This window comes from Rudanella paleaurantiibacter (assembly GCF_009184635.1).
Taxonomy (GTDB): domain Bacteria; phylum Bacteroidota; class Bacteroidia; order Cytophagales; family Spirosomataceae; genus Rudanella; species Rudanella paleaurantiibacter.
On record NZ_WELI01000002.1, the window covers coordinates 1 to 22,219 of the forward strand.

The 22,219-nt window shown below is 54.5% G+C and carries 17 protein-coding genes and 1 tRNA gene; 12 read left to right on the forward strand and 6 right to left on the reverse strand.

What is annotated here, in order from left to right; all coding sequences use genetic code 11:
* Positions 1 to 222: 222 nt before the first annotated feature.
* Positions 223 to 654 carry a hypothetical protein gene (locus F5984_RS04825; RefSeq protein ID WP_152123179.1) on the reverse strand — a complete coding sequence of 144 codons (432 nt, stop codon included), beginning with the start codon at positions 652 to 654 and terminating at the stop codon, positions 223 to 225.
* 364 nt (positions 655 to 1,018) lie between these two features.
* Here F5984_RS04825 and F5984_RS04830 point away from each other — a divergent pair, with 364 nt between their 5' ends.
* From F5984_RS04830 to F5984_RS04850, 5 genes are all read left to right on the forward strand, one after another.
* Entirely contained in the window at positions 1,019 to 1,747 is a 729-nt protein-coding gene (locus F5984_RS04830) for a hypothetical protein (RefSeq protein ID WP_152123180.1), read from the forward strand.
* Between the two features lie 50 nt (positions 1,748 to 1,797).
* Entirely contained in the window at positions 1,798 to 2,709 is a 912-nt protein-coding gene (locus F5984_RS04835; protein ID WP_152123181.1) for a helix-turn-helix transcriptional regulator, read from the forward strand.
* A 147-nt stretch (positions 2,710 to 2,856) separates the two neighbouring features.
* Positions 2,857 to 3,621, forward strand: a complete 765-nt coding sequence (locus F5984_RS04840; RefSeq protein ID WP_152123182.1) for an SDR family oxidoreductase — start codon at positions 2,857 to 2,859, stop codon at positions 3,619 to 3,621.
* A 149-nt stretch (positions 3,622 to 3,770) separates the two neighbouring features.
* On the forward strand, positions 3,771 to 4,499 hold the full coding sequence (locus F5984_RS04845) for a hypothetical protein (RefSeq protein ID WP_152123183.1): 729 nt from the start codon (positions 3,771 to 3,773) through the stop codon (positions 4,497 to 4,499).
* 59 nt (positions 4,500 to 4,558) lie between these two features.
* Positions 4,559 to 6,595, forward strand: coding sequence for a glycosyl hydrolase family 95 catalytic domain-containing protein (locus tag F5984_RS04850; RefSeq protein WP_152123844.1), 2,037 nt, complete (start codon positions 4,559 to 4,561; stop codon positions 6,593 to 6,595).
* A gap of 37 nt (positions 6,596 to 6,632) precedes the next feature.
* Here F5984_RS04850 and F5984_RS04855 read toward each other — a convergent pair whose 3' ends face one another.
* Both F5984_RS04855 and F5984_RS04860 read right to left on the reverse strand, forming a co-directional pair.
* A complete protein-coding gene (locus F5984_RS04855; RefSeq protein ID WP_152123184.1) occupies positions 6,633 to 8,018 on the reverse strand; it encodes a DUF4403 family protein in 1,386 nt (461 codons plus the stop codon).
* A 73-nt stretch (positions 8,019 to 8,091) separates the two neighbouring features.
* On the reverse strand, positions 8,092 to 9,267 hold the full coding sequence (locus F5984_RS04860) for an alpha/beta hydrolase family protein (RefSeq protein ID WP_152123185.1): 1,176 nt from the start codon (positions 9,265 to 9,267) through the stop codon (positions 8,092 to 8,094).
* 241 nt (positions 9,268 to 9,508) lie between these two features.
* On the opposite strand from F5984_RS04860, the gene F5984_RS04865 reads away from it, so the two are divergent.
* The 4 genes from F5984_RS04865 (at position 9,509) to nhaA (ending at position 14,421) form a co-directional block, all read left to right on the forward strand.
* On the forward strand, positions 9,509 to 10,411 hold the full coding sequence (locus F5984_RS04865; RefSeq protein WP_152123186.1) for an HAEPLYID family protein: 903 nt from the start codon (positions 9,509 to 9,511) through the stop codon (positions 10,409 to 10,411).
* A gap of 18 nt (positions 10,412 to 10,429) precedes the next feature.
* Entirely contained in the window at positions 10,430 to 11,119 is a 690-nt protein-coding gene (locus F5984_RS04870) for a response regulator transcription factor (RefSeq protein ID WP_152123187.1), read from the forward strand.
* Positions 11,116 to 12,486, forward strand: a complete 1,371-nt coding sequence (locus F5984_RS04875; protein ID WP_152123188.1) for a sensor histidine kinase — start codon at positions 11,116 to 11,118, stop codon at positions 12,484 to 12,486. Before F5984_RS04870 ends, F5984_RS04875 begins: the two co-directional genes overlap by 4 nt.
* 600 nt (positions 12,487 to 13,086) lie before the next feature.
* Positions 13,087 to 14,421, forward strand: a complete 1,335-nt coding sequence (nhaA, locus tag F5984_RS04880; protein ID WP_185155423.1) for a Na+/H+ antiporter NhaA — start codon at positions 13,087 to 13,089, stop codon at positions 14,419 to 14,421.
* Between the two features lie 22 nt (positions 14,422 to 14,443).
* Here the strand turns inward: nhaA and F5984_RS04885 are convergent, their stop codons facing one another.
* A complete protein-coding gene (locus tag F5984_RS04885) occupies positions 14,444 to 14,893 on the reverse strand; it encodes a GNAT family N-acetyltransferase (protein WP_152123189.1) in 450 nt (149 codons plus the stop codon).
* Positions 14,894 to 15,767: 874 nt separating this feature from the next.
* Between F5984_RS04885 and F5984_RS04890 the strand changes: the two genes are divergently transcribed.
* Positions 15,768 to 17,072: a serine hydrolase gene (locus tag F5984_RS04890; RefSeq protein WP_152123190.1), complete on the forward strand. Its 1,305-nt coding sequence runs from the start codon at positions 15,768 to 15,770 to the stop codon at positions 17,070 to 17,072.
* An 81-nt stretch (positions 17,073 to 17,153) separates the two neighbouring features.
* On the opposite strand, the gene F5984_RS04895 is transcribed toward F5984_RS04890, so the two are convergent.
* Positions 17,154 to 17,224 (reverse strand) — tRNA-Gln (locus F5984_RS04895).
* Positions 17,225 to 17,389: 165 nt separating this feature from the next.
* Positions 17,390 to 18,622, reverse strand: coding sequence for an ROK family transcriptional regulator (locus tag F5984_RS04900; RefSeq protein ID WP_152123191.1), 1,233 nt, complete (start codon positions 18,620 to 18,622; stop codon positions 17,390 to 17,392).
* Between the two features lie 331 nt (positions 18,623 to 18,953).
* Between F5984_RS04900 and F5984_RS04905 the strand changes: the two genes are divergently transcribed.
* Positions 18,954 to 21,020: an alpha-L-fucosidase gene (locus F5984_RS04905; RefSeq protein ID WP_152123192.1), complete on the forward strand. Its 2,067-nt coding sequence runs from the start codon at positions 18,954 to 18,956 to the stop codon at positions 21,018 to 21,020.
* A gap of 48 nt (positions 21,021 to 21,068) precedes the next feature.
* Positions 21,069 to 22,214, forward strand: coding sequence for a glycoside hydrolase family 18 protein (locus F5984_RS04910; protein WP_152123193.1), 1,146 nt, complete (start codon positions 21,069 to 21,071; stop codon positions 22,212 to 22,214).
* Positions 22,215 to 22,219 lie beyond the last annotated feature (5 nt).

The window sequence follows — 22,219 nt, forward strand, 5'->3', positions numbered from 1 at the left end:
TGCTGTTTGAGGATGGCCACCATTTGCGATTCGGTGAATCGGTTTGCTTTCATTTCCCTTTTGTTTACCGTGAAAATTAAGATTTTTGCTCTATTTTTCACTGGCTCACTTTCAGGGGTTCAAGACAGGTAGGGATGATAAAAATGAGTTGCCGTTTTAACAGAAAAGGGCCTAACGGATAGCCAACTACTGCCCCGTTAGGCCTCTCTTCATCATAGCTGTTTAATGATTATTCATGATGTTTTGAACCTCGTGTACATACGATACTTCTACGGGTTCAATGATTTCGTCAGTTAAAAATACAGGGCGACTAGCCATTGGTAGTTGAGACGGTGTTTGACCTCCTACAAGAATACTAACTTCCTTGTTAGACCATGACAAAGTCCATTTACCCATTTTGAATGTCCAGTTATCTATCCGCTCAAATCCTAACTCATTCAGTATTTCTACAATAGAAGGTTCTGTACTGAGTAGTATGCCGCTTATTGAACTGGATGTTTCTTCTTTCGGCTGGCCGTTCTTTAACACTCGATAAATGTATTTCTCCAAACATCTCCCTGTATTGGAGAGAGAAATTTTTTGCTTTAAAATACCCTTTTCCTTTTGTCCTCTCTCGTCTTCGAATGAAGCCCAATTACCAATTTTAAAAATCATGTGGTTTTTTTATATTAAAAATTACAAATAATTAAATTAACTAATCATAAAATTACAAAATTTTCAACAAAAACAAAATAATGCTCCTTTAAAGATAAAGCTCGCTCGAGCAGGATAATTACATCGTCGGGTAGCTATCAGGATAGAACACCTCTACAGAACACGTACCCCTCCCCTGCCACGGCGCTCACCCGACCGCCCGCACCCGTAAGGGCGCCGTGGCGCAGAAGTAAAAATGGAATTAAATCATCACCGACAGCCCCAACGAGCCGGGTCGGTCTGATTTTTTGATAGTACCTTTCGCGCAGCCTCACCTTCATACAGGGTGAGGCTGTTCGTTTTTACACAAAGCTGCGTTTATTCCATGCAACGTCTCTCGCTGTTCGGTTTGCTTCTCTCGGTGTTCGTTCTGGGGATTGCTCCGGGTACCCTGCACGCTCAGCAAAGCCTTTTCAACGTACCATCGTCTGATATTACTACCCCGCACAAGCTGTTTGTTCAGCAGCAGATCAATTTTAGCGGCATCGTGCAGGCCAATACCACCCTCGATTATGGGCTTCCGAAAAACTGGGAAGTCGGTCTGAATCTCCTGGGTGCCGACTACTCCAAAGCCGATCACCGATTCATTCGGAACGATCAGTTCGACGGCCATTCGCTGGCTCCGCTTCTGCTGCTCAATGCCCAGAAGGGAATTAACTTCAATGAGCACTGGAAAATGGGTTTGGGTACCCAGCAAGGCCTCAACCTTACGCCCAATCAGAAGTCGCACTACGCACAGTTTAGTTATGCCAACGTAGCTTACACCTCGGCCCACGAGCGGGTGCGGCTCAATGGAGGGCTGTACGCAGGTAACGCCGACTACCTGGGCGAGGGCAAACGGGAAGGTGTTATGTTCGGGGCCGATATTGCGCTGGTTCATCACAAAGCCCACCTCATGGGCGACTGGATTCTGGGTAACCATGACCTGGGTGTGGCCGTACTGGGTGCCGTTTACTACCCAACTCCCCACTTCCCCATTTCCCTCGGCTTACAAATCCCGAACGACCCCAAGGGCTCAAAAGCACTCGTTGTGGAGCTTACGTGGGTTCCCTGATGTTTATACCCATGCCTTGGTGCTATATTTGAATTTTACAAGCAACCAGCATGAACATCACGACGCTCGACGATTTTTACCGAGATACCGCAGCCCTGATGCCTGCCGGCATCAATAAAGAGATTGGTCACTTTAATGTGTTCAACATCGCGGATTTGGCCGCTATAAACGCCCGAAAACATGCGATGCAGATGCCTTACAACCGGCGGACATATTATAAAATCAGCCTTATTCGTGGACGTAATCGGGCCGAGTATGCCGATAAGGTGATCGAAATCGACAAGAACGCCCTGCTGTTTGCTTCGCCCAAAATTCCGTACCACTATGTACCGCAGGATGAGCATCAGTCGGGGTTTTTCTGTGTATTTACCGACGAGTTTATGGTGCAGGCCAAAAGTGGCGTTGTGCTGGATGAGCTGCCTATCTTTCTGCCGGGGGGCTACCCTGTTTTCCAGCTCAGCGACGCCGACGCCGAGGAGATTGCGTTCATTTTCAGAAAAATGAACAAAGAGATTGCGTCGGACTACGCCTACAAATACGATCTGCTACGAACGTATGTGCTTGAGCTGATTCACTACGGGCAGAAACTACAACCGGCTGCCTCACTTTACCCAACACACACGGCTTCGGCCCGTATATCTTCTTTGTTTATCGAACTTCTCGAACGCCAGTTCCCCATTGAATCCACTCAGCAAAAGGTTCGTCTGCGTACGGCTAACGATTACGCCCAACAGTTAGCCGTGCATGTAAACCACCTGAATAAGGTGCTTAAAGAACAAACCGGAAAAACAACCACCGATATAATTGGTAGCCGGATTGCGCAGGAAGCCAAGATTCTGCTCAAACAAACTAACTGGAGCGTTTCGGAAATTAGTTACAGCCTTGGCTTCGAAGAGGTCGCGCATTTTTCCAATTTTTTCCGCAAACAGACTAGCGTTTCACCCATGGCTTTCCGAGACTGATTGGACTAATTTGATTTTTGCAAACTTCAGATTGATACACGCAAACAGCCAGCCAGCATTCGGCGGCAACTTTGTGCCGTTAACGAACTCACGCTTTTTCAACGCTGTCCGTTGACCCAAACACATAGTAATCAACCGATCAGTCTAATGTCTGTAAACGCAAAAATCGCCTTAGTGACCGGAGGTAGCCGGGGACTGGGCAAGAATATGGCCATGAGTCTGGCCCAAAAGGGTATCCATGTTATTCTGACGTACAACAGTCAGCGGGACGAAGCCACAGCCGTCGTGTCGGCAATCGAGCAACTTGGCCTCAAAGCAGCGGCTCTGCAGTTGAACACTGGCGACGTAAGTAGTTTCGATGCATTTGTCGGGCAGTTGGATCTCCTTTTAAACGATACGTTCGGAGCAGAGCGCTTCGACTTCCTCATCAACAATGCTGGGATCGCCGGGCATACACCTATTGGTAACACGGATGAAGCGGAGTTCGATCTGCTGACAAATATCCATTTCAAGGGGGTCTTTTTTCTCACTCAGAAGCTGCTTCCTCTACTGAACGATGGTGGCCGGATCATCAACATCTCGACGGGATTAGCCCGCTTTTCGATGCCCGGCTATGCGGTTTATGCCGCTCTGAAAGGAGCCATTGAGGTAGTAAGCCGCTACATGGCCAAAGAGCTCGGGTCACGTGGTATTACGGTAAATGTAGTAGCACCTGGTGCCATCGAAACAGACTTCGGTGGCGGTCATGTTCGGGACAACGCCGACATCAACAAACACGTTGCCGCTATCACAGCGCTAGGGCGAGTTGGCCTCCCCGACGACATTGGGGGCGTGGTGGCCTTTCTGTGTACCGAAGAGGCTCGCTGGATCAACGCCCAGCGAATCGAGGTCTCGGGCGGAATGAATCTGTAACGAACCCAACACCGGGTATCTGGTCAGCCGTTCAGAACCCGGTGTTTTACCCCAAAAGCACCACACAGGCCATGCAGTTACTCCAGCCGGGCCGGAGTAAACCATTTTGCAGTCTGCCAGTTCTATGACCGGTTTAACTGCTCAACGGTATGCTTTCTCTTCGCACGTATCTGTCTGGTATTTTCCTTTGCCTGACGCCCGTTCTGTGCCATGCGCAGGAGACGTTCTTCAACGTATCGGAATCCGAAATTACGGCAAAGAAAAAAGTGATGATCCAGCAACAGATCGACTACACCGACCTGTTCCATTCGAGCACTACGTTTGAATACGGGCTGGGGCGTAACTGGGAAATCGGGGTTAATCTGTACCACGTGAACTACCAGCCCGATCTCGGCCGGTTTGTACGCAACGACACCAGCAGCCAGCAACCCTACGCCCCGCTGCTCCTGCTGAACGCCCAGAAGATTTTTGACCTGACCGACAATCTGCGAATCGGCATTGGCGGGCAGGGCGGAGTCAACCTGACACCCGCACAAGGGCGGTCGGCGCTGGTGGGCTACGGCTATACCAACCTGGCGGGCAGCATCAACGATGAGCACTACAAATGGGCAGCCGGGGCCTACACCAGCCACCCACGGTTCACGGGCGAAGGGGCCAAAGTAGGTTTTCAGGCCGGTTTCGACGCCGGTATCTTCTACGAAAAACTGCATCTGATCGGCGACTGGATTTCGGGGCGGCACGAGATGGGGCAGCTTATTCTGGGGCTGGAAGTATTTCCCCGAAAAAGCCTGCCGCTGGCTATCGGCTGGCAACGAAACAACCAGAACGGCGCGCAGGGGATTGTGATCCAGCTAAGCTACATTCCACAGGCCAATTAGCCCCCGATGTCGTAAAACAGGCGTATTTTTGACGCCTATTTTACAACGGCATCAACATGATGAAGAACCTACTGCTTTTGCTGGCCCTTAGCTGTGGTGTAGCAACGGGGCTACAGGCCCAAACGACCCATGCCGACTGGCAGCTTGTTGGGCAGAATATCAACCCGGCTAATTATTACGGCATTACGGTGGCCAACGGCATGATCGGCCTGGTGTCGTCGCCGGAGCCGATGAAGGTTAAAGACGTGGTCCTCAACGGCGCATTCGACACCTACGGGCGCGGGCGGGTGTCGAACATCCTGAAGGTGTTCAACTTTGCCAACATGAACCTCGACGTAGACGGCACCCGGATTGGCCCGCGCGACATTGCCAACTACCGCCAAACCCTCGACATGCAGAAGGCGGCTCTCACCACTACCTTCGATTACAAAGACAAGGTGAGCGTTCGGCAAACGATGATGGCCCTGCGCCACCTGCCCTTTTCGGCCCTGACCATGGTGGAAATCACGGCCCAAAAAGACTGCGAAATCAGCCCGATGTCGGTCATTGAATCGCCGGAGAATCTTAAAGACGTCAAGAATTTTTATTCGGAAATCGACCGGCCTCACGTTACCATCCGGCTGCTCACCTCCGTAGCCAAAAGCCCCACCGGACGGCATACCGTGGCGGCATCGACCAGCTTTCTGTTCAACGAACCGCACAGGCAGGAACCCGACGTGATTCATGAAGACTGGGATTACAACATGCACCTGGCCAAATTCAAAAAACGGCTCAAAGCGGGTGAAACCTATCGCTTTGGGGTAGTTGGCTCGGTGACCTCAACGGCCCATACCGCCGACGCTCACAACGAAGCCGAGCGACTCACCATTTTTGCCGCCCTCGAACGCAGCGAGCGGCTTCTGGCCCGGCACCATGCCGAGTGGGAAAAACTCTGGCAATCGGACATTGTGATCGAGGGCGACCCCGATGCGCAGCGCGCCGTGCGGTCGGGCCTGTACCATCTGTACTCGTTTGCCCGCGAGGGAACGGCCTATAGCCTCTCGCCCATGGGCCTGTCGGGGCTGGGATACAATGGCCACGTATTCTGGGACACCGAACTCTGGATGTACCCCGCCCTGCTGATGCTGAAACCGCAGATGGCCAAATCGTTACTCGAATACCGCTTTGAGCGGATGGCGATGGCCCGCCAGAATGCTTTTAGCCACGGCTACACGGGCGTCATGTTCCCGTGGGAATCTGACGCCGACGGGCAGGAGGCTACACCCGTTTGGGCTTTGACGGGGCCATTTCAGCACCATATTACGGGTTGTGTAGGCTGGTCGTTCTGGAAATACTATCAGGTAACGAAAGACAAAGAGTGGCTTCGCACCCGGGGTTATCCGACGCTGAAAGAAGTGGCCGATTTCTGGGTGAGCCGGGTCGAGAAAGGGACTGACGGACAATTGCACATCAACAACGTGATCGGGGCCAACGAGTGGCAGGAAAACATCGACGACAACGCGTTTACCAACGGCATGGCTAAAACGGTGCTGGGCTTTGCCACGCAAGCCGCTCAGGAGCTGGGTCTGGAACCCAACCCTCGTTGGAATGCCGTAGCGGCTCAGATTCCGATTCTGAAATTCCCGGATGGTGTCACGAAAGAAAACCGGACGTACGATGGGGTGCCCATCAAGCAGGCCGATGTGAACCTGCTGGCCTACCCGCTCACTCTTGTCAACGACCCGGCTCAGGTTCGGAAAGACCTGGCCTACTATGCCCCCCGCTACGCACCCGATGGCCCGGCCATGGGCTGGTCGGTGCTGTCGACTTTGTACACCCGCATGGGTGACCCCGAAAAAGGCTACGAGTGGTTTGTGAAGAGCTACAAACCTAACGAGGTACCGCCGTTTGGGGTGCTGGCCGAAACAGCGGGTGGTACCAACCCGTATTTCGCCACAGGCGCAGGCGGTATGCTACAGGCGGTACTGAGCGGCTTTGGTGGCCTCGACCTTACCGATAACGGTATCGTGCAACTCAAAACGAAGCTCCCTAAAAAATGGAAGTCACTCACCATTAAAGGCTTCGGAGCCGATGGCAAGACCATAACGATCCGGTAAACGATGTGGAGTTGTAAGGGGCGGGTCCGACCACCTCTTACAACTCCCGCACTTGCAGGGCCACTCGGGACTGTACCCGGATGAGCGCCTGAATTTCGTCGGGGCGAATGGCGACCTGTTCCGGGCGAAACCGAAATTCGCCAATGGCCAGGTCCGTTTTTTTGGCGGCTTTACCCCGATCGAACGCCTGACTTATTTTGGCCGGGAACTGCGCAATTTCGTCGCCCAGCGAGATGGTCAGCATCTGCGACAGGAGCTTTACCATGCCTTTGTGAATCACCGACCCAATCAGCTTCGGCATCACGTCGGCGGTGCCGGTATCGAAGTCCAGATTCTGAATCATGAGCGTGTTGGTGAGCGTATCGAACATGGGCCGCCCGCGCAGGTAAACCGTTCCATTGAGCAGGCCACTCACATCCGTTTTCACAATCAGCGACCGCTGCCCGCCGTAAACCGTTACTTTCTTTATCCGCAACGTACCCAGCGCCAGTTTTTTAGCGTCTTCGCTCAGGGCTTTGTCGAGCACCCGGTTAATATCGGCGTAGGGAATGGCACTCATCAGCCGCAAATCCGACACCTCCGACAGCGTATCCCGTTTCTGCAACCGGGGCAACGCCGTGGGCGCGTATGCAGGTTTCTGAAGGCTCAGCTTAGTTTTTGTCTCGAAGGTGATGCGCAGGTGCGAGACAATCTCGGTCCGACTACCCGTAATCGGGCTGGCTTCTACGGCTACTGGTTTGGGCAGTAGCCACAAGCCGTACGTTCGGTCGATGAGCAGCGGTTTCTGAATATTTTTCCAGATTGGAGCCACAAACTTGTCGAGCCGCAACTCATTATAAATCGCCGTATCGACCGCCGACTCAATGGCGGGCTTGTACCGTTCGAGCATATCTTCGGCCAAATTGGCGAGGGAGATTTCCTGCCCCAACAGCCGAATTTCGGGTTTGATTACCCATTCGTAATCGGTGAATTTGATCTGGCTCGCCAACCGCCAGTTGGGCGTCACGGTCAGGGGGCTTTGAAACCGAACATCGAGCGAACAAAACGGCCGCTCGGGTGGCGTTTTATCATTGCTAAACGGCTTGACAATCCAGAGTTGCAGGGGTGTCGAGAGCCGTAGTTGCCCGTTGGCGTACAGGATCTTGACCCGCCCCGACCGGGCTACCCGAAACGGAAACAGGCCGCCTTTTTTACCGCCGGGGTCGCGTTTGCCCACCAGCACGGGGTCGAGCTCGCTGTTAATTTTGTCTTCCAGCTCGCTCAGTTCAAAACCGAGCGGCCCCGCCACATACGATTTGGCGGGCATCAGCGCGTTATCGAAACCTTCGGGTTTGGGCGGCTGCGGGTTGATGCTCTGGCAACTGGCAAGCCACCCAAGAGCCAGTAGCCCCAGGCTACAGCGAGTGAGAAGTAAGCGTTTCATACGTGAGTGAATGGAATACGATACACGCTAAACTCTCCCGCTGGCAGATGGTTGCACGACCTTGTCGAACGGCCTACCGGTCGACAAGGCTCATCACGGCCTCGTTGCCGACAACAGCCTGGGCCGGACGCGGGTGCTCGGCCGTAAATACGCGCAAAGCCTCCCGGTCGAGCATCTGATTGGGCGATTCATCGACCTCCCCATTTTTGAGCACCCGGTCGAGGTTCAGGTTCAGGTGTTTGGCCAGAAACCGGTAGGCAGCCGCCCGTTTGCTGGGGCCGTAGTCGTGTCCCTCGTCGGGCAGGTGCACATTGGCCACGTTGCCCTCAGCCCCGTAAAGCCGGTACACGCCCTGCATATACGGAAACTCCACGGTGGGCGTGTTGCGCGTCCAGTCTTTCCCGTCCGATACCAGCAGCATAGGCCGGGGCGCTGCCAAGGCCGCAATTTCGGCATTGGTGGTCTCGTGAGTCGGGCGCTTATGAATAGGCATACCACTCTCGCAGGCGCATCCCCCGAAAAAATGAGCCGACACCATCACCACCGGCACCGATACCGTAACGCGAGGGTCAAGCGCGGTGAGCAGAAACGTTTGAGTGCCGCCCCCCGACTCACCCGTGACGGCCACCCGCTTGCGGTCGGTATTAGGCAGGCTCAGCAGGAAATCGAGCGCCCGAATACTGTTGAGCGTCTGGAGTTTAAGCGTTTTGGGAAGCTTGTGCTCACACTGTTTAGCGTCGCCATAACCAGCCATGTCATAGGCGAAGACAATAGCCCCCATGCGGGCCAGCGTAGCGCACCGTTGCTGGGCGGTTTCGAGCGTTCGGCCTTCGAGCGAGCCCGAATGGCCGTGCGGGCAAAGCACCACCGGATGGTTACCCTTGAGGTTGGTGGGCACGTACAGGTTACCCGTTACAAAGTAGCCGGGTACGCTCTCAAACGCTACGTTCTCTACAGTGTAACCCGCCATTTGCCGTTTGCCGTGCCGGATGGGTTTGAGGGGGGCAAATTGGGGTTTCTGAGGCAGCTCCATCCCGTCGCGGATGCCTTGCCGGATAAGTTCGGCCCGTTTTTCCCAGGCCGCGCGCGAGGTGTAGGTCCGGGCGGTATCGGCCAATCGGCGGGCTGCTTCGGGTTCGGCGAAGTAGGCTCCCTGCCGCAGGTCGGGCCGGGCGGGGTTGGGCTGGGCCAATGTAGCCGAGGTAATGCCCAGGCAGAGCAGCAGGGCCGGAGTAAACGAGCGGAGCATGGTTTAAAGAGCGAAAAAGTGAATTGGGTCCGCACTCTTTCACCTTTCAAAGCCCCTCCCATCCACCATCTACCGAATCGGGTTGGTGGCGGATTTATAATTTTTTTCTAATCGAATCGCGGGCCTCCGGCCGGGCGGGTGGCACTACCTTTGCCCTCGCAGTAGGAGACCTTTTAGCCTAATAGAACGGCATTTAGGCCTATATTTCAACCAATTACCAACTATCCATCGAACTCAACGAATGATACGTACTACCTTACATTGGCTATTCCTCGTAGCCCTCACGGCAAGCGGGTGGCTTAGTGTACCCGCCTACGGGCAAAGCCCCGCCGACACCCTGCGCCTGTCGGATACCCAGCTCGACAGCCTGTTTATCGACGAGGTTCAGGACCACCAAACGCCCGACAAAGTCCTCCACGCGGAACCCCTCTACATTGACCTGATTCGGGACCTGGGTGCGCGCAAAGGTGAACGCGAATGGAACGTGGGCCTCAGCCTCACCGACAACCTGCGCTACGACACCTACCAGGCCCTCGTCGAATACGAGTGGGCACCCGCCAACCGGCTGGGGATGGAAATAGAGCTACCTTTCTCGTTCCATCAGGTTACCAATCGGGAGCCGGGACCATCGGCACCCAGCAGTGGGCTCGACGGGCTGAAAACGGCCGTGCAATGGTCTTTTTACGTGTCGGAGCGCCATAAAACCACCCTCGCGCTGGGCTACATTAATGAACTTAAGCTAAACACCCATGGGCAGTGGGCCACCGGTCCGTGGCTCAAAGGCAACCAGTTTAACCCGTTTCTGGTAGCGGCCCGTCGGTGGGGTAACCGGTTTCATACTCTCATCTACACAGGGCCACGCTTTACCCGTTATTTTGCCCAGAACGGGTGGAAACACCAGTTCGACATCAACACCAACCTACACTACATGATACCCGGCACCCGCAATTTTGTAGGTCTCGAATTGAACAAAGAGATTCAGGCATCGGGTTTTACAATGGTGGCTCGCCCTCAGTTGCGGGTCGGCATTACCGATCAGTTGCTGGTGGGTATTGTGACCGGGATTCCGTTCAACCGCGATCAGCAGCGGCTCAGCTCATTTCTGCGGCTTATCTACGAACCGGGCCACCGGCACCGAAGCTGATGCCCCGCCATCCATCCCATGAAAAATATTCTGATTGTTGAAGACGAACAGCGCCTGGCCCGCAACATCAGCCAAACCCTGATGGACGAAGGCTACCGAACCGCCATTGCCTACGATGGCGACTCGGGTTTGCAGCGTAGCCTCGAAGAACCGTTCGATCTGGTTATTCTGGACATCAACCTGCCCGGCATAAACGGCTACGAGGTGTGCCGCCAATTACGGGCGGCCAATGAGCAATTACTCGTTATTATGCTGACGGCTCTGGGCGAGGTGGAAGACAAGTTGCAAGGCTTTGAGCGCGGGGCCGACGACTACATGGTGAAGCCCTTCGATCTGCGCGAGCTGACCGCCCGGGTGGCTACCTGCCTCCGCCGGACAGCTCCCCGGCCTGAGGTACATGAGCCCGAAGAAATACTGCAACTGGCCGACCTGACTTTGAACCGCAAAACCCGGCAGGTACTACGCGGAGGGCACACGATTGTGCTCACAGCCAAGGAGTTTTCGCTACTCGAATACATGCTTCAAAACCCCGACCGGGTGCTCTCGAAGCAGGAACTAACCGAGCGCGTGTGGCAGTTGCGGTTCGATCCCGGCACCAATGTGGTAGAGGTGTACATCAATTACCTGCGGAAGAAAATCGACAAAGATTACACGCCCAAACTGATCCATACACGGTCGGGGCAGGGCTATGTTCTGGCCATCGAATGACCATCAGGAACCAGATATCGGGGCAGTTTTCGTTTATCGTAGCTTCTATCCTGACCGTTTTTTCGCTGACGGTCTACATCATTTCGGCCGATTTCCGGGAGGAGGAGTTTTACGACCGACTCAAGCAGCAGGCCCGCACCACCGCCCGGCTCCTGATTGAGGTGCAGGAGGTAGACATTCCCCTGCTCAAGATCATTGACCAGAACAAAGTGTCGGCGCTGGTCAATGAGCAGGTGCTGGTGTTCGACCAAACCGATCAGCTCGTGTACAGCAGTATCGACGACACCCTTACGCATTACCAACCCGAATGGCTGGCCCAGATTCGGGAAGAAGGCGAGTGGGAGAGCCATACGGGCGATGCCGAACTGATTGGGCTGGTGATTCGGCAGGGCGACAAAGCCTATACCGTGATGGCCTCGGCCTACGATCAGTTTGGCCGGAGCAAACTGCGCTATCTCGCTTTTACGCTGTTTTGGGGCTGGCTGGCGGGTATCGGCGTAACGGTGGTGCTCGGGTTTTTCTTCGCGGGTCGGTCGTTGCGCCCCATTGCCCGGATCAACCAGCAGATTCAGACCATCACGGCTCAGGATTTGCGCCAACGACTCGACGAAGGACGCCGGCAGGATGAGATCGACCAGTTGGCGGTCAACTTCAATCAGGTACTGGCCCGGCTCGAACTGGCCTTTGAGCAGCAACGCAGCTTTGTGTCGCACGCCAGCCATGAGCTACGAACGCCCCTGGCTACGCTCAAATCAGACGTGCAACTGGCCCTACGCCGAACCCGGTCGGCCGACGAACTCCGGGCCGTTTTGCAAACGATGCTGCCTGACATCGACCGGCTCAGTGCGCTGACCAACAGCCTTCTGATGCTCGCCCGAACCCTCGAAAATGGCTCGTCGATGCTTATTTCGACCGTTCGGATTGATGAGGTGGTGTTTGCCGCGCAGGAAGAACTATTACAGGCTTACCCCACGTACCAGGTTGATGTTCAATACCTCCGCCTTCCAGAGGCCGAAGCCGACACCGAAGTACTGGGCAACGAATCGCTCTTGAAACGGGTGGTCTACAACCTGCTCGACAATGCCTGCAAATACTCGGCCGACCACCGGGCCGAGGTGCAGATCAGCTACGACCAACGGCGGGTGCAGCTGGCCGTTCGGGACGAGGGTATTGGGATTCCACCCGAAGAAGAGGAGCGTATTTTCGACCTATTTTACCGCACCGACCAATCGCGTAACTATGAGGGCTTTGGTATTGGGTTGTCTATTTGCCGACGCATCATCGAACTGCATCAGGGGCGGCTTACGCTACAGAGTACGCCCGGTCTGGGTAGCACGTTCACGGTACAATTGCCCCGGCAGCTCTGATGGCCTGACAGCTAACCCGTACGTGAATGAATACTATAAAATGCATTTCAGTACTGGACATTCGGACTTCAGACACTGGACATTAGACTTACTGGCTTTATATAGGACTCAGTACTGGACATTTGTACAGTGAAGCGGTGCCGGTCGGCGCTCCGATTCGCCCAGCCGTAAGGCTAAAATTGGCCTATCGGCCCAACCGAGCACCGCTCGATTGTACATTTTGTCCAGTACTGAGTATATAGGAAGGTCTAATGTCCAGTGTCTGAGAAAACGAATAATTGTATTGCCTGCTGATAATCAGCTATTTCATTGTACATTTTACATTGTTCATTATACATTCAACTCAGTCTGACTACTCACATTCTAAGTTTTTTCTAATGGCTACGAGCGGGATAGTACCGTTTAAAGCACCCATCTTTGACTTGTATTTGTCCATCATGCGAATACAGGTCAGCGCTCCTTCAGGTTGGAGCATTCCGATAGCCATTTGTCGCTGACAGGTGGCTATTTCATTGGCGGATGGCCAAAAACTAAACACCAACCGGGGAGTTTGCTGTATAGCTACCCTAACCGCATCAGGCAACACCCTGTTCTTACCCTATGGCTAAACGAATTACCTCTCTGGTCCGACCGTTGATCCGGCCCTTTACCGAGTTTTTCCAGACCGAATCGTCGAGTGGGCTCATCCTGCTGGGCATGAGTGTGCTGGCGCTTGTTCTGGCCAATACCGACACCGGATTTGCCCGGTATTTCCCGGCCATTTGGGACAGTACCCTCACCCTGTCCGTCAATGAGTTCAGGCTCGAAAAGACGATTGCGCACTGGATCAACGACGGACTAATGGCCCTGTTTTTTCTGGTGGTGGGGCTCGAAATAAAACGCGAGGTGCTGGAGGGCGAACTATCGAGTATCCGGCAGGCGGCCTTACCTCTTTTGTGTGCGTTGGGTGGTATGCTGGTTCCGGCCCTGCTGTTCTGGGTGTTTAACCATAACACCGTTACCGCCGACGGTTGGGGCATTCCGATGGCCACCGACATTGCCTTCGCTCTGGCGATTCTGTTTCTGCTCGGCGACCGGGCACCCCTCCCCCTCAAAATTTTTCTGACCGCCCTTGCTATCGCCGACGACCTCGGTGCGGTGGTCGTAATTGCCCTGTTTTACACCCAGGAAATTCAGCTCACCTACCTGGCCTGGGCGGGAGGTATCTGGGCCGGTTTACTGTTGCTCAACTACCTCAATGTCCGTATTTTATCGGTGTACCTGTTGCTGGGCGTGGTGCTGTGGTACTGCACGCTGAAGTCGGGTATTCATGCCACTATTGCCGGGGTACTACTCGCAGCGGCCATTCCGTTTCGGATTCGGTACAGCCCGCAACAACTCCTGCACCTGATTCAGGAGCGGCTGCAGGTAATCAACGCGGCCATCGACACGAGCGATATTCAACCCCGCGACATCAGCGAAGAGCTCGAAGACATCAATATGCGCATCAGCTCGCCCGCCCAACGGCTCGAAGAAGCACTGCACGCGCCGGTGTCGTTTTTTATCATTCCGCTGTTTGCGTTTTGTAACACCAGCATTACCGTCGAAATAGGTTTGCTGAACCAGCTTGGCGGTCCGCTATCACTCGGTATCATTGCCGGGCTACTACTGGGCAAGCCATTGGGCATCAGCTTATTTGCCTGGCTCGCTACCCGTCTGGGCTGGGCTACCCTACCCGACGGCATCCGCTGGCGTCAACTGATTGGCGTATCGTTTCTGGCGGGTATCGGGTTTACTATGTCTATTTTCGTCACATTGCTCGCCTTTGAGCGGCAACCCGACTATCAGGGGGTGGCCAAACTTGCTATTCTGCTGGCCTCGCTGGCGTCGGGCCTGATCGGGTACGTTATGCTGAGCAAAGCCGCTCATGTTCCGGCTAAGTCAGATGCCGACTAACCCCTCCCCGAGTGCTAACCCTCTAAAGTCCCAGTTGCATATGCAGGAGCGGAAACGGTTTGCCGAGCCCGTCGAGGGGTGAGCGGCCTGTGATCACAAAGCCGGCCTTCTGGTAAAAGCCGAGGGCCCCTTCGTTTTGCTCGTTGACGTCGAGGGCCCGCGCCCCTAACTCGGTCACGGCGTACCGTAACAATCGGCCGCCGACACCCTGCCCCCGCCAATCGGGATCAACAAACAGCATTTCGAGCTTGCCATCGGCTACACCGGCAAACCCCAGTACCGTCTGCGTGGTATCGTGAGCACAAACGAGTTGCCGCCCCGACCCAAAAGCCTCGCGCACCAGAGGCCTGAAAAATTCAATGTCGGCTTCTGTCAGGAAATGATGGGTGGCCCGTACCGACCTTTCCCAAACGGCAAGCATCGGGGCGTATTCGGTTGGCTGGGCAGTCTGGATGGATAGCGCTGTTTTCATGAGGGTAAAGGTAAAATGGGGAAGTTTAGGCAAAAAGCCACTTCAGCACGCATTTCTTCCGTTTGGCCTAATCCGTTCTTTCAGAGCCCTCTACCCAGCTGCAACTTTGTCATCGTAAACAACATTAAGCATTCAGCTTCGATGACAATTACATTACCTCAACCAAATCGAAACGGTAGCAGCGAAACGCTCATTTTCAAGGGCATCGTGCAGGAATCCAACGGCAACCTGATTTTCAGCGAAAACACTGCAGCATCCGGCAGTGACACATCCACTGGCTGTAGGATGAGGTATTTACGGCAATTAGCGGTAAGATCGGCTACCAGATTCAGAGACAACCCAAACAATTTGCCGGGCCGGGCGATATCGTTGTATTTGAACGGGGGTACGGCACCGCTTCTGGAACGCTGGCCCCGAAACGTTACAATGTCAGGGGACTTGAATGCTCCAACACGATTGCCTTTTTTCTCTCAGCGATTTTTGCGGTACAGCAGAAATCGGGTAAACCCCAGACCGAACTATTCGACGGGGCTTACCTGCTCACCCGATATACAAGCGAGTACCTGCTCTAGTACGTTCTTACTATCCGGCGAGTAACAGATGATGCCCCGCCAATACACGGCTATATGGTCGGTGTTGGTAAACAGAGTTTTCCGGACTGGTATACCAATGGCACTCAAGTACCCTCCATTATTGACCCAAATGACGGTGTCACGGTTCATCTCAAACGTCACCCGCTACCCGTTGGGTTAATATCCACTTCTTTTTTACGCCCAGTCCGAATCCGATAAAACGAGAAAGCCGCCCGTGCAGCCGCTCCATGTGCGCCCCCCCTGCGTTTGGTAATATGCGGCTTGGGGTGCATCTTCACCCTATGTCCTCGCTCCTGACTCGATTTCTGCTGGTGTTGATAGCCAGCCTGAGCACACTCACCGGCTATAGCCAGGCCCGCACCGACGCTTTCCTGCGCGACCTCATTCTGAAAAATCCGCATCCCGTGGTGCAGTCGGTGATGCGTCAGCCAGAAACCCACCGGCTACAAATTATTTACACCCAAATCGACCGCGACCGGGCCAACAAACCCACCTTTACCCACTATACGTTTCGGGTCGATAGCCTGGAGTATTTCAACCCGGCCTCCACGGTGAAGCTACCCTTGGCACTGCTCGCCCTCGAAAAGATCAACCGGCTCAACATCCCCGGCCTGACTCGCGAAACGGCCATGCAGTTCGACAGTGCGTATGCCCGGCAAACCCGGCTCCGCACCGACTCAACGGCTCAGTTGGGCTACCCGTCTGTCGCACATCTGATTAAGAAAACATTGCTCGTGAGCGAAAATGAGCCCTACAACCGCCTGTACGAGTTTGTGGGGCAGCAGGCCATCAACCGGTCGTTGTGGGCACAGGGGTACACCGATACGCGCATCACGCACCGGTTTGTGCGCATGTCGGCCGACGAGAACCGTCACACCAATCCGGTGCAGTTTCTGAGCCCAACCGGCCGGGTCATTTACAGCCAACCGGCCGCGTACAACCCCGATTCGATCCGGGCAGGTCGGCGGGATACCCTGGGGCGGGGCTATCTCGACGCCAACGACAGCCTCGTGACTAAGCCGTTCGATTTCAGCAGTCGCAACAAGCTATCGCTGCGGTCGTTGCAACAGATTTTGCAGGCAACTCTGTTTCCCGAGTCGGTACCGGCGCGGCAGCGGTTCGGGCTCAAGCCCGACGACTACCGGTTCATGTACCAGTATCTTTCGCAGTTTCCGGGCGAGACCAATTACCCCAAATACGACGCGGAGACGTTTTACGACAGCTACGCCAAGTTCTTTTTCATGGATAGCCTGCACCACCAACTGCCCGAGGGCGTGCGGGTTTTCAACAAGGTGGGGTGGGCGTATGGCTTCATGACCGATGTGTCGTACGTGGCCGATTTTACCAATAAGGTCGAGTTTATGCTCACGGCCACAATCTACGTGAACCGCGACGGGATTCTGAACGATAACCGGTACGAATACGACGCCATCGGGATTCCGTTTATGTACCAGTTGGGACAAACGATTTACACCTACGAACGGCAACGCACCCGCACCCACCAGCCTAACCTCGACCAGTTTCGGATTCGGTACGAAACCCGGCTACCCGACAGCCGCCCAGTTATCAAAGCGGTAGACAATTAAGCCTGGCTGTTTCGGTACGCAGGCCCTAAAACCAGAAGCCGCCTAATCGGCTTTTTCAGCTAATTAGGCGGCTTTTCTGTGTAGCCCGACCAGGATTCGAACCTAGACAAACAGAACCAAAATCTGTCGTACTACCCTTATACTATCGGGCTATCTTGCGATTGCGAGTGCAAATATAAGGGGCCAGAAGCCCGAAATGCAAGCATTGTCCCGAAAATTTGTTGCGCAATCGTTCCACAAACGTACAGTTTGCTCATTCCCAAACGCTTACACAACGCCAAAAAAAAGCTTTTTTTTCGAGTGTGTGTTCGGCACGCTTAAATACTGGCAAATAGGTTCTCCATCACGTAGGCGTGGGTACCCAGCCACTTGGCCGCACCGTTCAGCTGTGTAGCCTCAACGGTCAGGTCGTTGCGGAAACCGCTCAGGCAGTACTTGGTGATGGCCTGTTCAATGGGATTGATGATAAACGTCGACGCCTGAGCCAGTACCCCATCCACGATAATTATCTCGGGATTAAACAGGTTAATGGCCACCGAAAGGCCCTTACCGAGCTGATACCCCGTGTCGTGGAGCATATCGATAGCAAACGAGTCGCCGGCGTAGGCCGCTTCAATCACGTGGTTGATCGTAATCTGACTTACATCATTCTGATAAACGGCCAGTTTCGACATGCAGCCTTCCTGTACGGCTCGTTGCACCCGCCGGACCAGCGACGAGGCCGACGTGATCGTGTCCAGACACCCCACTTTACCACAATAGCACAACTCGCCTTCGGGGTCTACCTGAATGTGGCCCAGCTCACCCGCAAAGCCCGATGCCCCCTGGAATACCTCGCCGTTGAGAATAATACCAAGGCCCACGCCCCAGTCAATATTGATAGACAGGGCGTGTTTTTTGCCCTGACCGCCCCCAAACCGGTTTTCGCCCAGGGCGGTGGCTTTACTATCGTTGATCAGGTACACCGGAAACCCCAGTTGCTCTTCAAGACAGGTCGTGAGCGGTTCGTTGGGCGCGCTCAGGTTGGGATAGGTGAGGTTTATACCCCGGCGGGCATCAATCAACCCCGGAATAGCCAGCCCCAGCCCAATAATATCGTCTTTATTTACGGCTGCTTCCTCAATAGACTCCTGCACAAACGATAGCAGGAATGCTACAAACTGGGCGTTATTTTCAAGATGCGTATCAACGCACCGCCGAAATACCACCTGCCGAAGCGGGTTGACCAGCATGAAGCAGGTGTCGTGGGTGCTGCTATCCAGTACAATTACATAATGCCCGTTGGGATTGAGGCTGAACAGCACCGGGCGCCGGCCATTATTGCCCGTGGCCGTTCCGGTTGTACGTACCCATCCACTTTCAACCAGTTCCTCAACAACGCCCGTAATCGACGGAACGCTGGTGTACAGCGTTTCGGCCAACTGTGCCAGCGTGCAGGTTTCTTCCTGATACAAATGCGATAGCACTCCTCGTAGCTTCTGGTTCTTTTTGTAAACAACCACAGAGCGTTTGGGCGCAACGTCGTCTCCGAGGGGGGGTGAAGCGATCATAGTTAGCAAATAATTATTTGTATGAGTTTGTCACTCATCCATTTTACTCATTGGACGGATTATATTTGGCTAAACGCACTTTTGAAAAAATTTTATAAACTTTGGATTGGGTCAGATATTTTTTAAAATTGTATTCAATTTCTTATTTTACCAAATACCTCAAGGCATTTATTTACAAAAAATAGGGTACCTACCCGTAACCCATGTTGGTTAGTTGGCGTCCCTTGGGCATATGGAGCGTAGTCAGCTTACAACCGAGCCGAAAAAGCGGGAGTAGTCGGCTTCCGAATTGCGTCTTTACCCTTCAAACAAAGCCTTAAGCACCGTTCTCATGCGTTTCGCTCTTCTGTTTTCGCTTCTTCTTAGCTTACTCAGCCCGGTATGGGCTCAGGCACCGGCCCCGTATGGTGCACTTCCATCGGCCCGGCAGTTGCAATGGCACAAGCTCAAGTATTATGCGTTTGTCCATTTCAACATGAATACCTTCACCGATGAGGAATGGGGACACGGCACCGAAACGCCCGACACCTTCAACCCTTCGCAACTCGATTGTCGGCAGTGGGCGCGGGTGGCCAAACAGGCGGGTATGGAAGGCATTGTAATTACGGCTAAACACCACGATGGGTTCTGTCTGTGGCCGTCGGAATACACCAAACACTCGGTCAAAAACAGCAAATGGCGCAACGGTAAGGGCGATGTGCTGAAAGACCTCTCAGCCGCCTGTAAGGAGTACGGTCTCAAATTCGGGGTGTATCTGTCGCCCTGGGACCGCAACCATCCGGCCTATGGTACGCCCGAATACAACGAGATTTTCAAGAAAACCCTGAAAGAAGTACTGACTCAGTACGGTGAGGTGTTTGAGGTGTGGTTCGACGGGGCCAACGGCGAAGGCCCCAATGGCAAAAAGCAAGTCTACGACTGGCCGGGCTTTATTGCCACGGTGCGTCAGTACCAGCCTAATGCGGTTATTTTCAGCGATGCCGGTCCCGATATACGTTGGGTTGGTAATGAGAACGGTTACGCGGGCGAAACGAACTGGGGCACCCTCAATCGCGACAAAGTGTACCCCGGCTACCCCGATTACTGGGAGCTGACGCCCGGCCACGAAGACGGCACGCACTGGGTTCCCACCGAAGTCAACTGCTCCATTCGGCCGGGTTGGTACTACCATGCCAGCGAAGACAACAAAGTGAAGTCGCTGGAACACCTGGTCGATATTTATTACAGCTCAATTGGGCGCAACGGTAACTGGCTGCTCAATCTGCCCGTTGACCGGCGGGGGCTGGTTCACGAAAACGACGTGAAAGCCCTTATGGACCTGAAAGCCTACACCGACAAAGCCACCGTTAATCTGGCGAGCAACAAACCTGTTACGGCCAGTAGCGTGTTCGGAAAAACGACCCGGTTTGCCCCCCGCAACGTGCTCGACGCCAGCCGCGACACCTACTGGGCCGCAGCCGAAGGCAGCAAACAGGCCACCCTTGATATTGACTTGGGCAGCCCCACCACGCTCAACCGACTCCTGATTGAAGAATACCTGCCGCTGGGCCAACGGGTGAAAAAGTTCTCGGTAGCCGCTTTCCAGAATGGCCGCTACCAGACTATTGCGCAGGGTACCACCATTGGTAACCGCCGGATTTTGCGTTTCCCAACCCTGACTACGGCCCGCATCCGGGTCAGTATCGACGAGGCCAAAGCCACCCCGCTTATTCGGCATATCGAACTGTACAATGCCCCCGAACTGATTGTACCACCCGTAATCAGCCGCAGTAAAGAGGGGTTGGTTCGGATTGCCTGCCCCCGCACTACCGACCCCGTCATCACGTACACTACGGATGGGTCGGAGCCGACGGCCCAAAGCCCGCGTTTCGGGGAGCCCTTTGCCTTACCGCAGGGGGGCGTAGTGAAAGCCCGTGCCTTTGTGAACAACATGACCAAAGCCAGCACACCCGTAACGGCTCAGTTCGACATTAGCCCGGCTAAATGGACGGTTGTATCGGCCGGCACAGCTACCACCGGCAACAACCTCAGCCGCCTGATCGACGGGAACCCCGAAAGCCTCTGGCAACAGCGCAAAAACGCCGATGGCCCCACATCGGTAGTGCTCGACCTGGGCGAGTCGCTCAACCTGCACGGATTCACGTACCTGCCCCGACAAGATGGACGCACCGAGGGAATTGTGTACCGGTATGCCGTTTGGGTGAGTCAGGATGGCAAAACCTGGTCGGCACCAGCGGCCGGGGGCACGTTTAGCAACATCAACAATAACCCCACGCAACAGGCCGTCCGGTTCGAGAAACCGCAAGCCGCCCGATACCTGAAGTTCGACGCGCTGGAAACCACCAAAGCCGATGATCCGGGCGTGTCGGTGGCTGAGTTGGGGATACTTACCCGGTAAACCAGACTCTAACAACGTTTTTTTGATCAATCAACAACTACCAACTATATGAAACAGCTTTTCCGCTTTTCCATAGTCGCGCTGTTCACAGGTTTATTTCTCTACCCGGCTTCAGCACAAACCCGTAAAAATTCGTACGTCGTTATCGGCTACGTAACTGGCGACGGCTGGACCAAAGAACAGATTCAGGCCCGGCGGCTCACCCACATCAACTACGCCTTTACAGTGCCCGCCGAAAATGGGGAGCTGGCCCCGATCTCGGCGAAAGATTCGGCCAACCTGGCGGCTCTGACTTCGCTGCGATCGGAGAACAAAGACCTCAAAATTCTTATCTCCGTGGGGGGCTGGGGTGGCTGCAAGTACTTTTCGGATGCGGCTGTGAGCGAGACCGCCCGCCGGAAATTTGCCAACAGCGCGGTGGCGTTTCTGAAAAAACATAAGCTCGACGGTGTAGATATTGACTGGGAGTACCCGGCACAAATTGGGGCGGGCAACATTTACCGGCCCGAAGACAAGCAAAACTTCACCCTGTTTCTGAAAGCCATCCGCGAGCAACTCGACGTGCAGGGCCGCCTGGATAAACGCACCGGCAAAAACCACTACCTGCTGACGGCCGCAACCGGGGGCGACACCGCGTTTGTGAGCCATACCGAACTCGACAAGGCGCAGCGGTATCTGGACTACGTCAATATCATGACGTATGACCTCTACCACGGCAACGACAAGGTAACGGGCCACCACAGCCCGCTCGACCAATCGAAAAAAGGAGACCAATCGCGGAACAGCTCCATGTCGGCCGTAGATGGGCACATCCGGGCGGGTGTCCCGGCCAGCAAAATCGTGCTGGGCATTCCGTTTTATGGCCGGGGTTGGGAAGATGTACGCCCGCAGGATAACGGTCTCTATCAGCCCGCAGCCGGTAAGCACCATTTCATTGGCTACGATGGGTTGCTCGATAACTACATCAATAAAAACGGCTTTGTCCGCTACTGGGATGCCGACGCCAAGGCCCCTTACCTCTGGAACGCCGAGAAGCGCATGTTTATCACCTACGCCGACGAGGAGTCGTTTACGCACAAAGTGGCGTATGTAAAAGCGAAAAAGCTGGCGGGCGTTATGTTTTGGGAGTACATCTACGACCTGAAGCACAAGAGCCCGCTGTTCAACAAACTCGTGAGCGACCTCAACGAATAACCCCC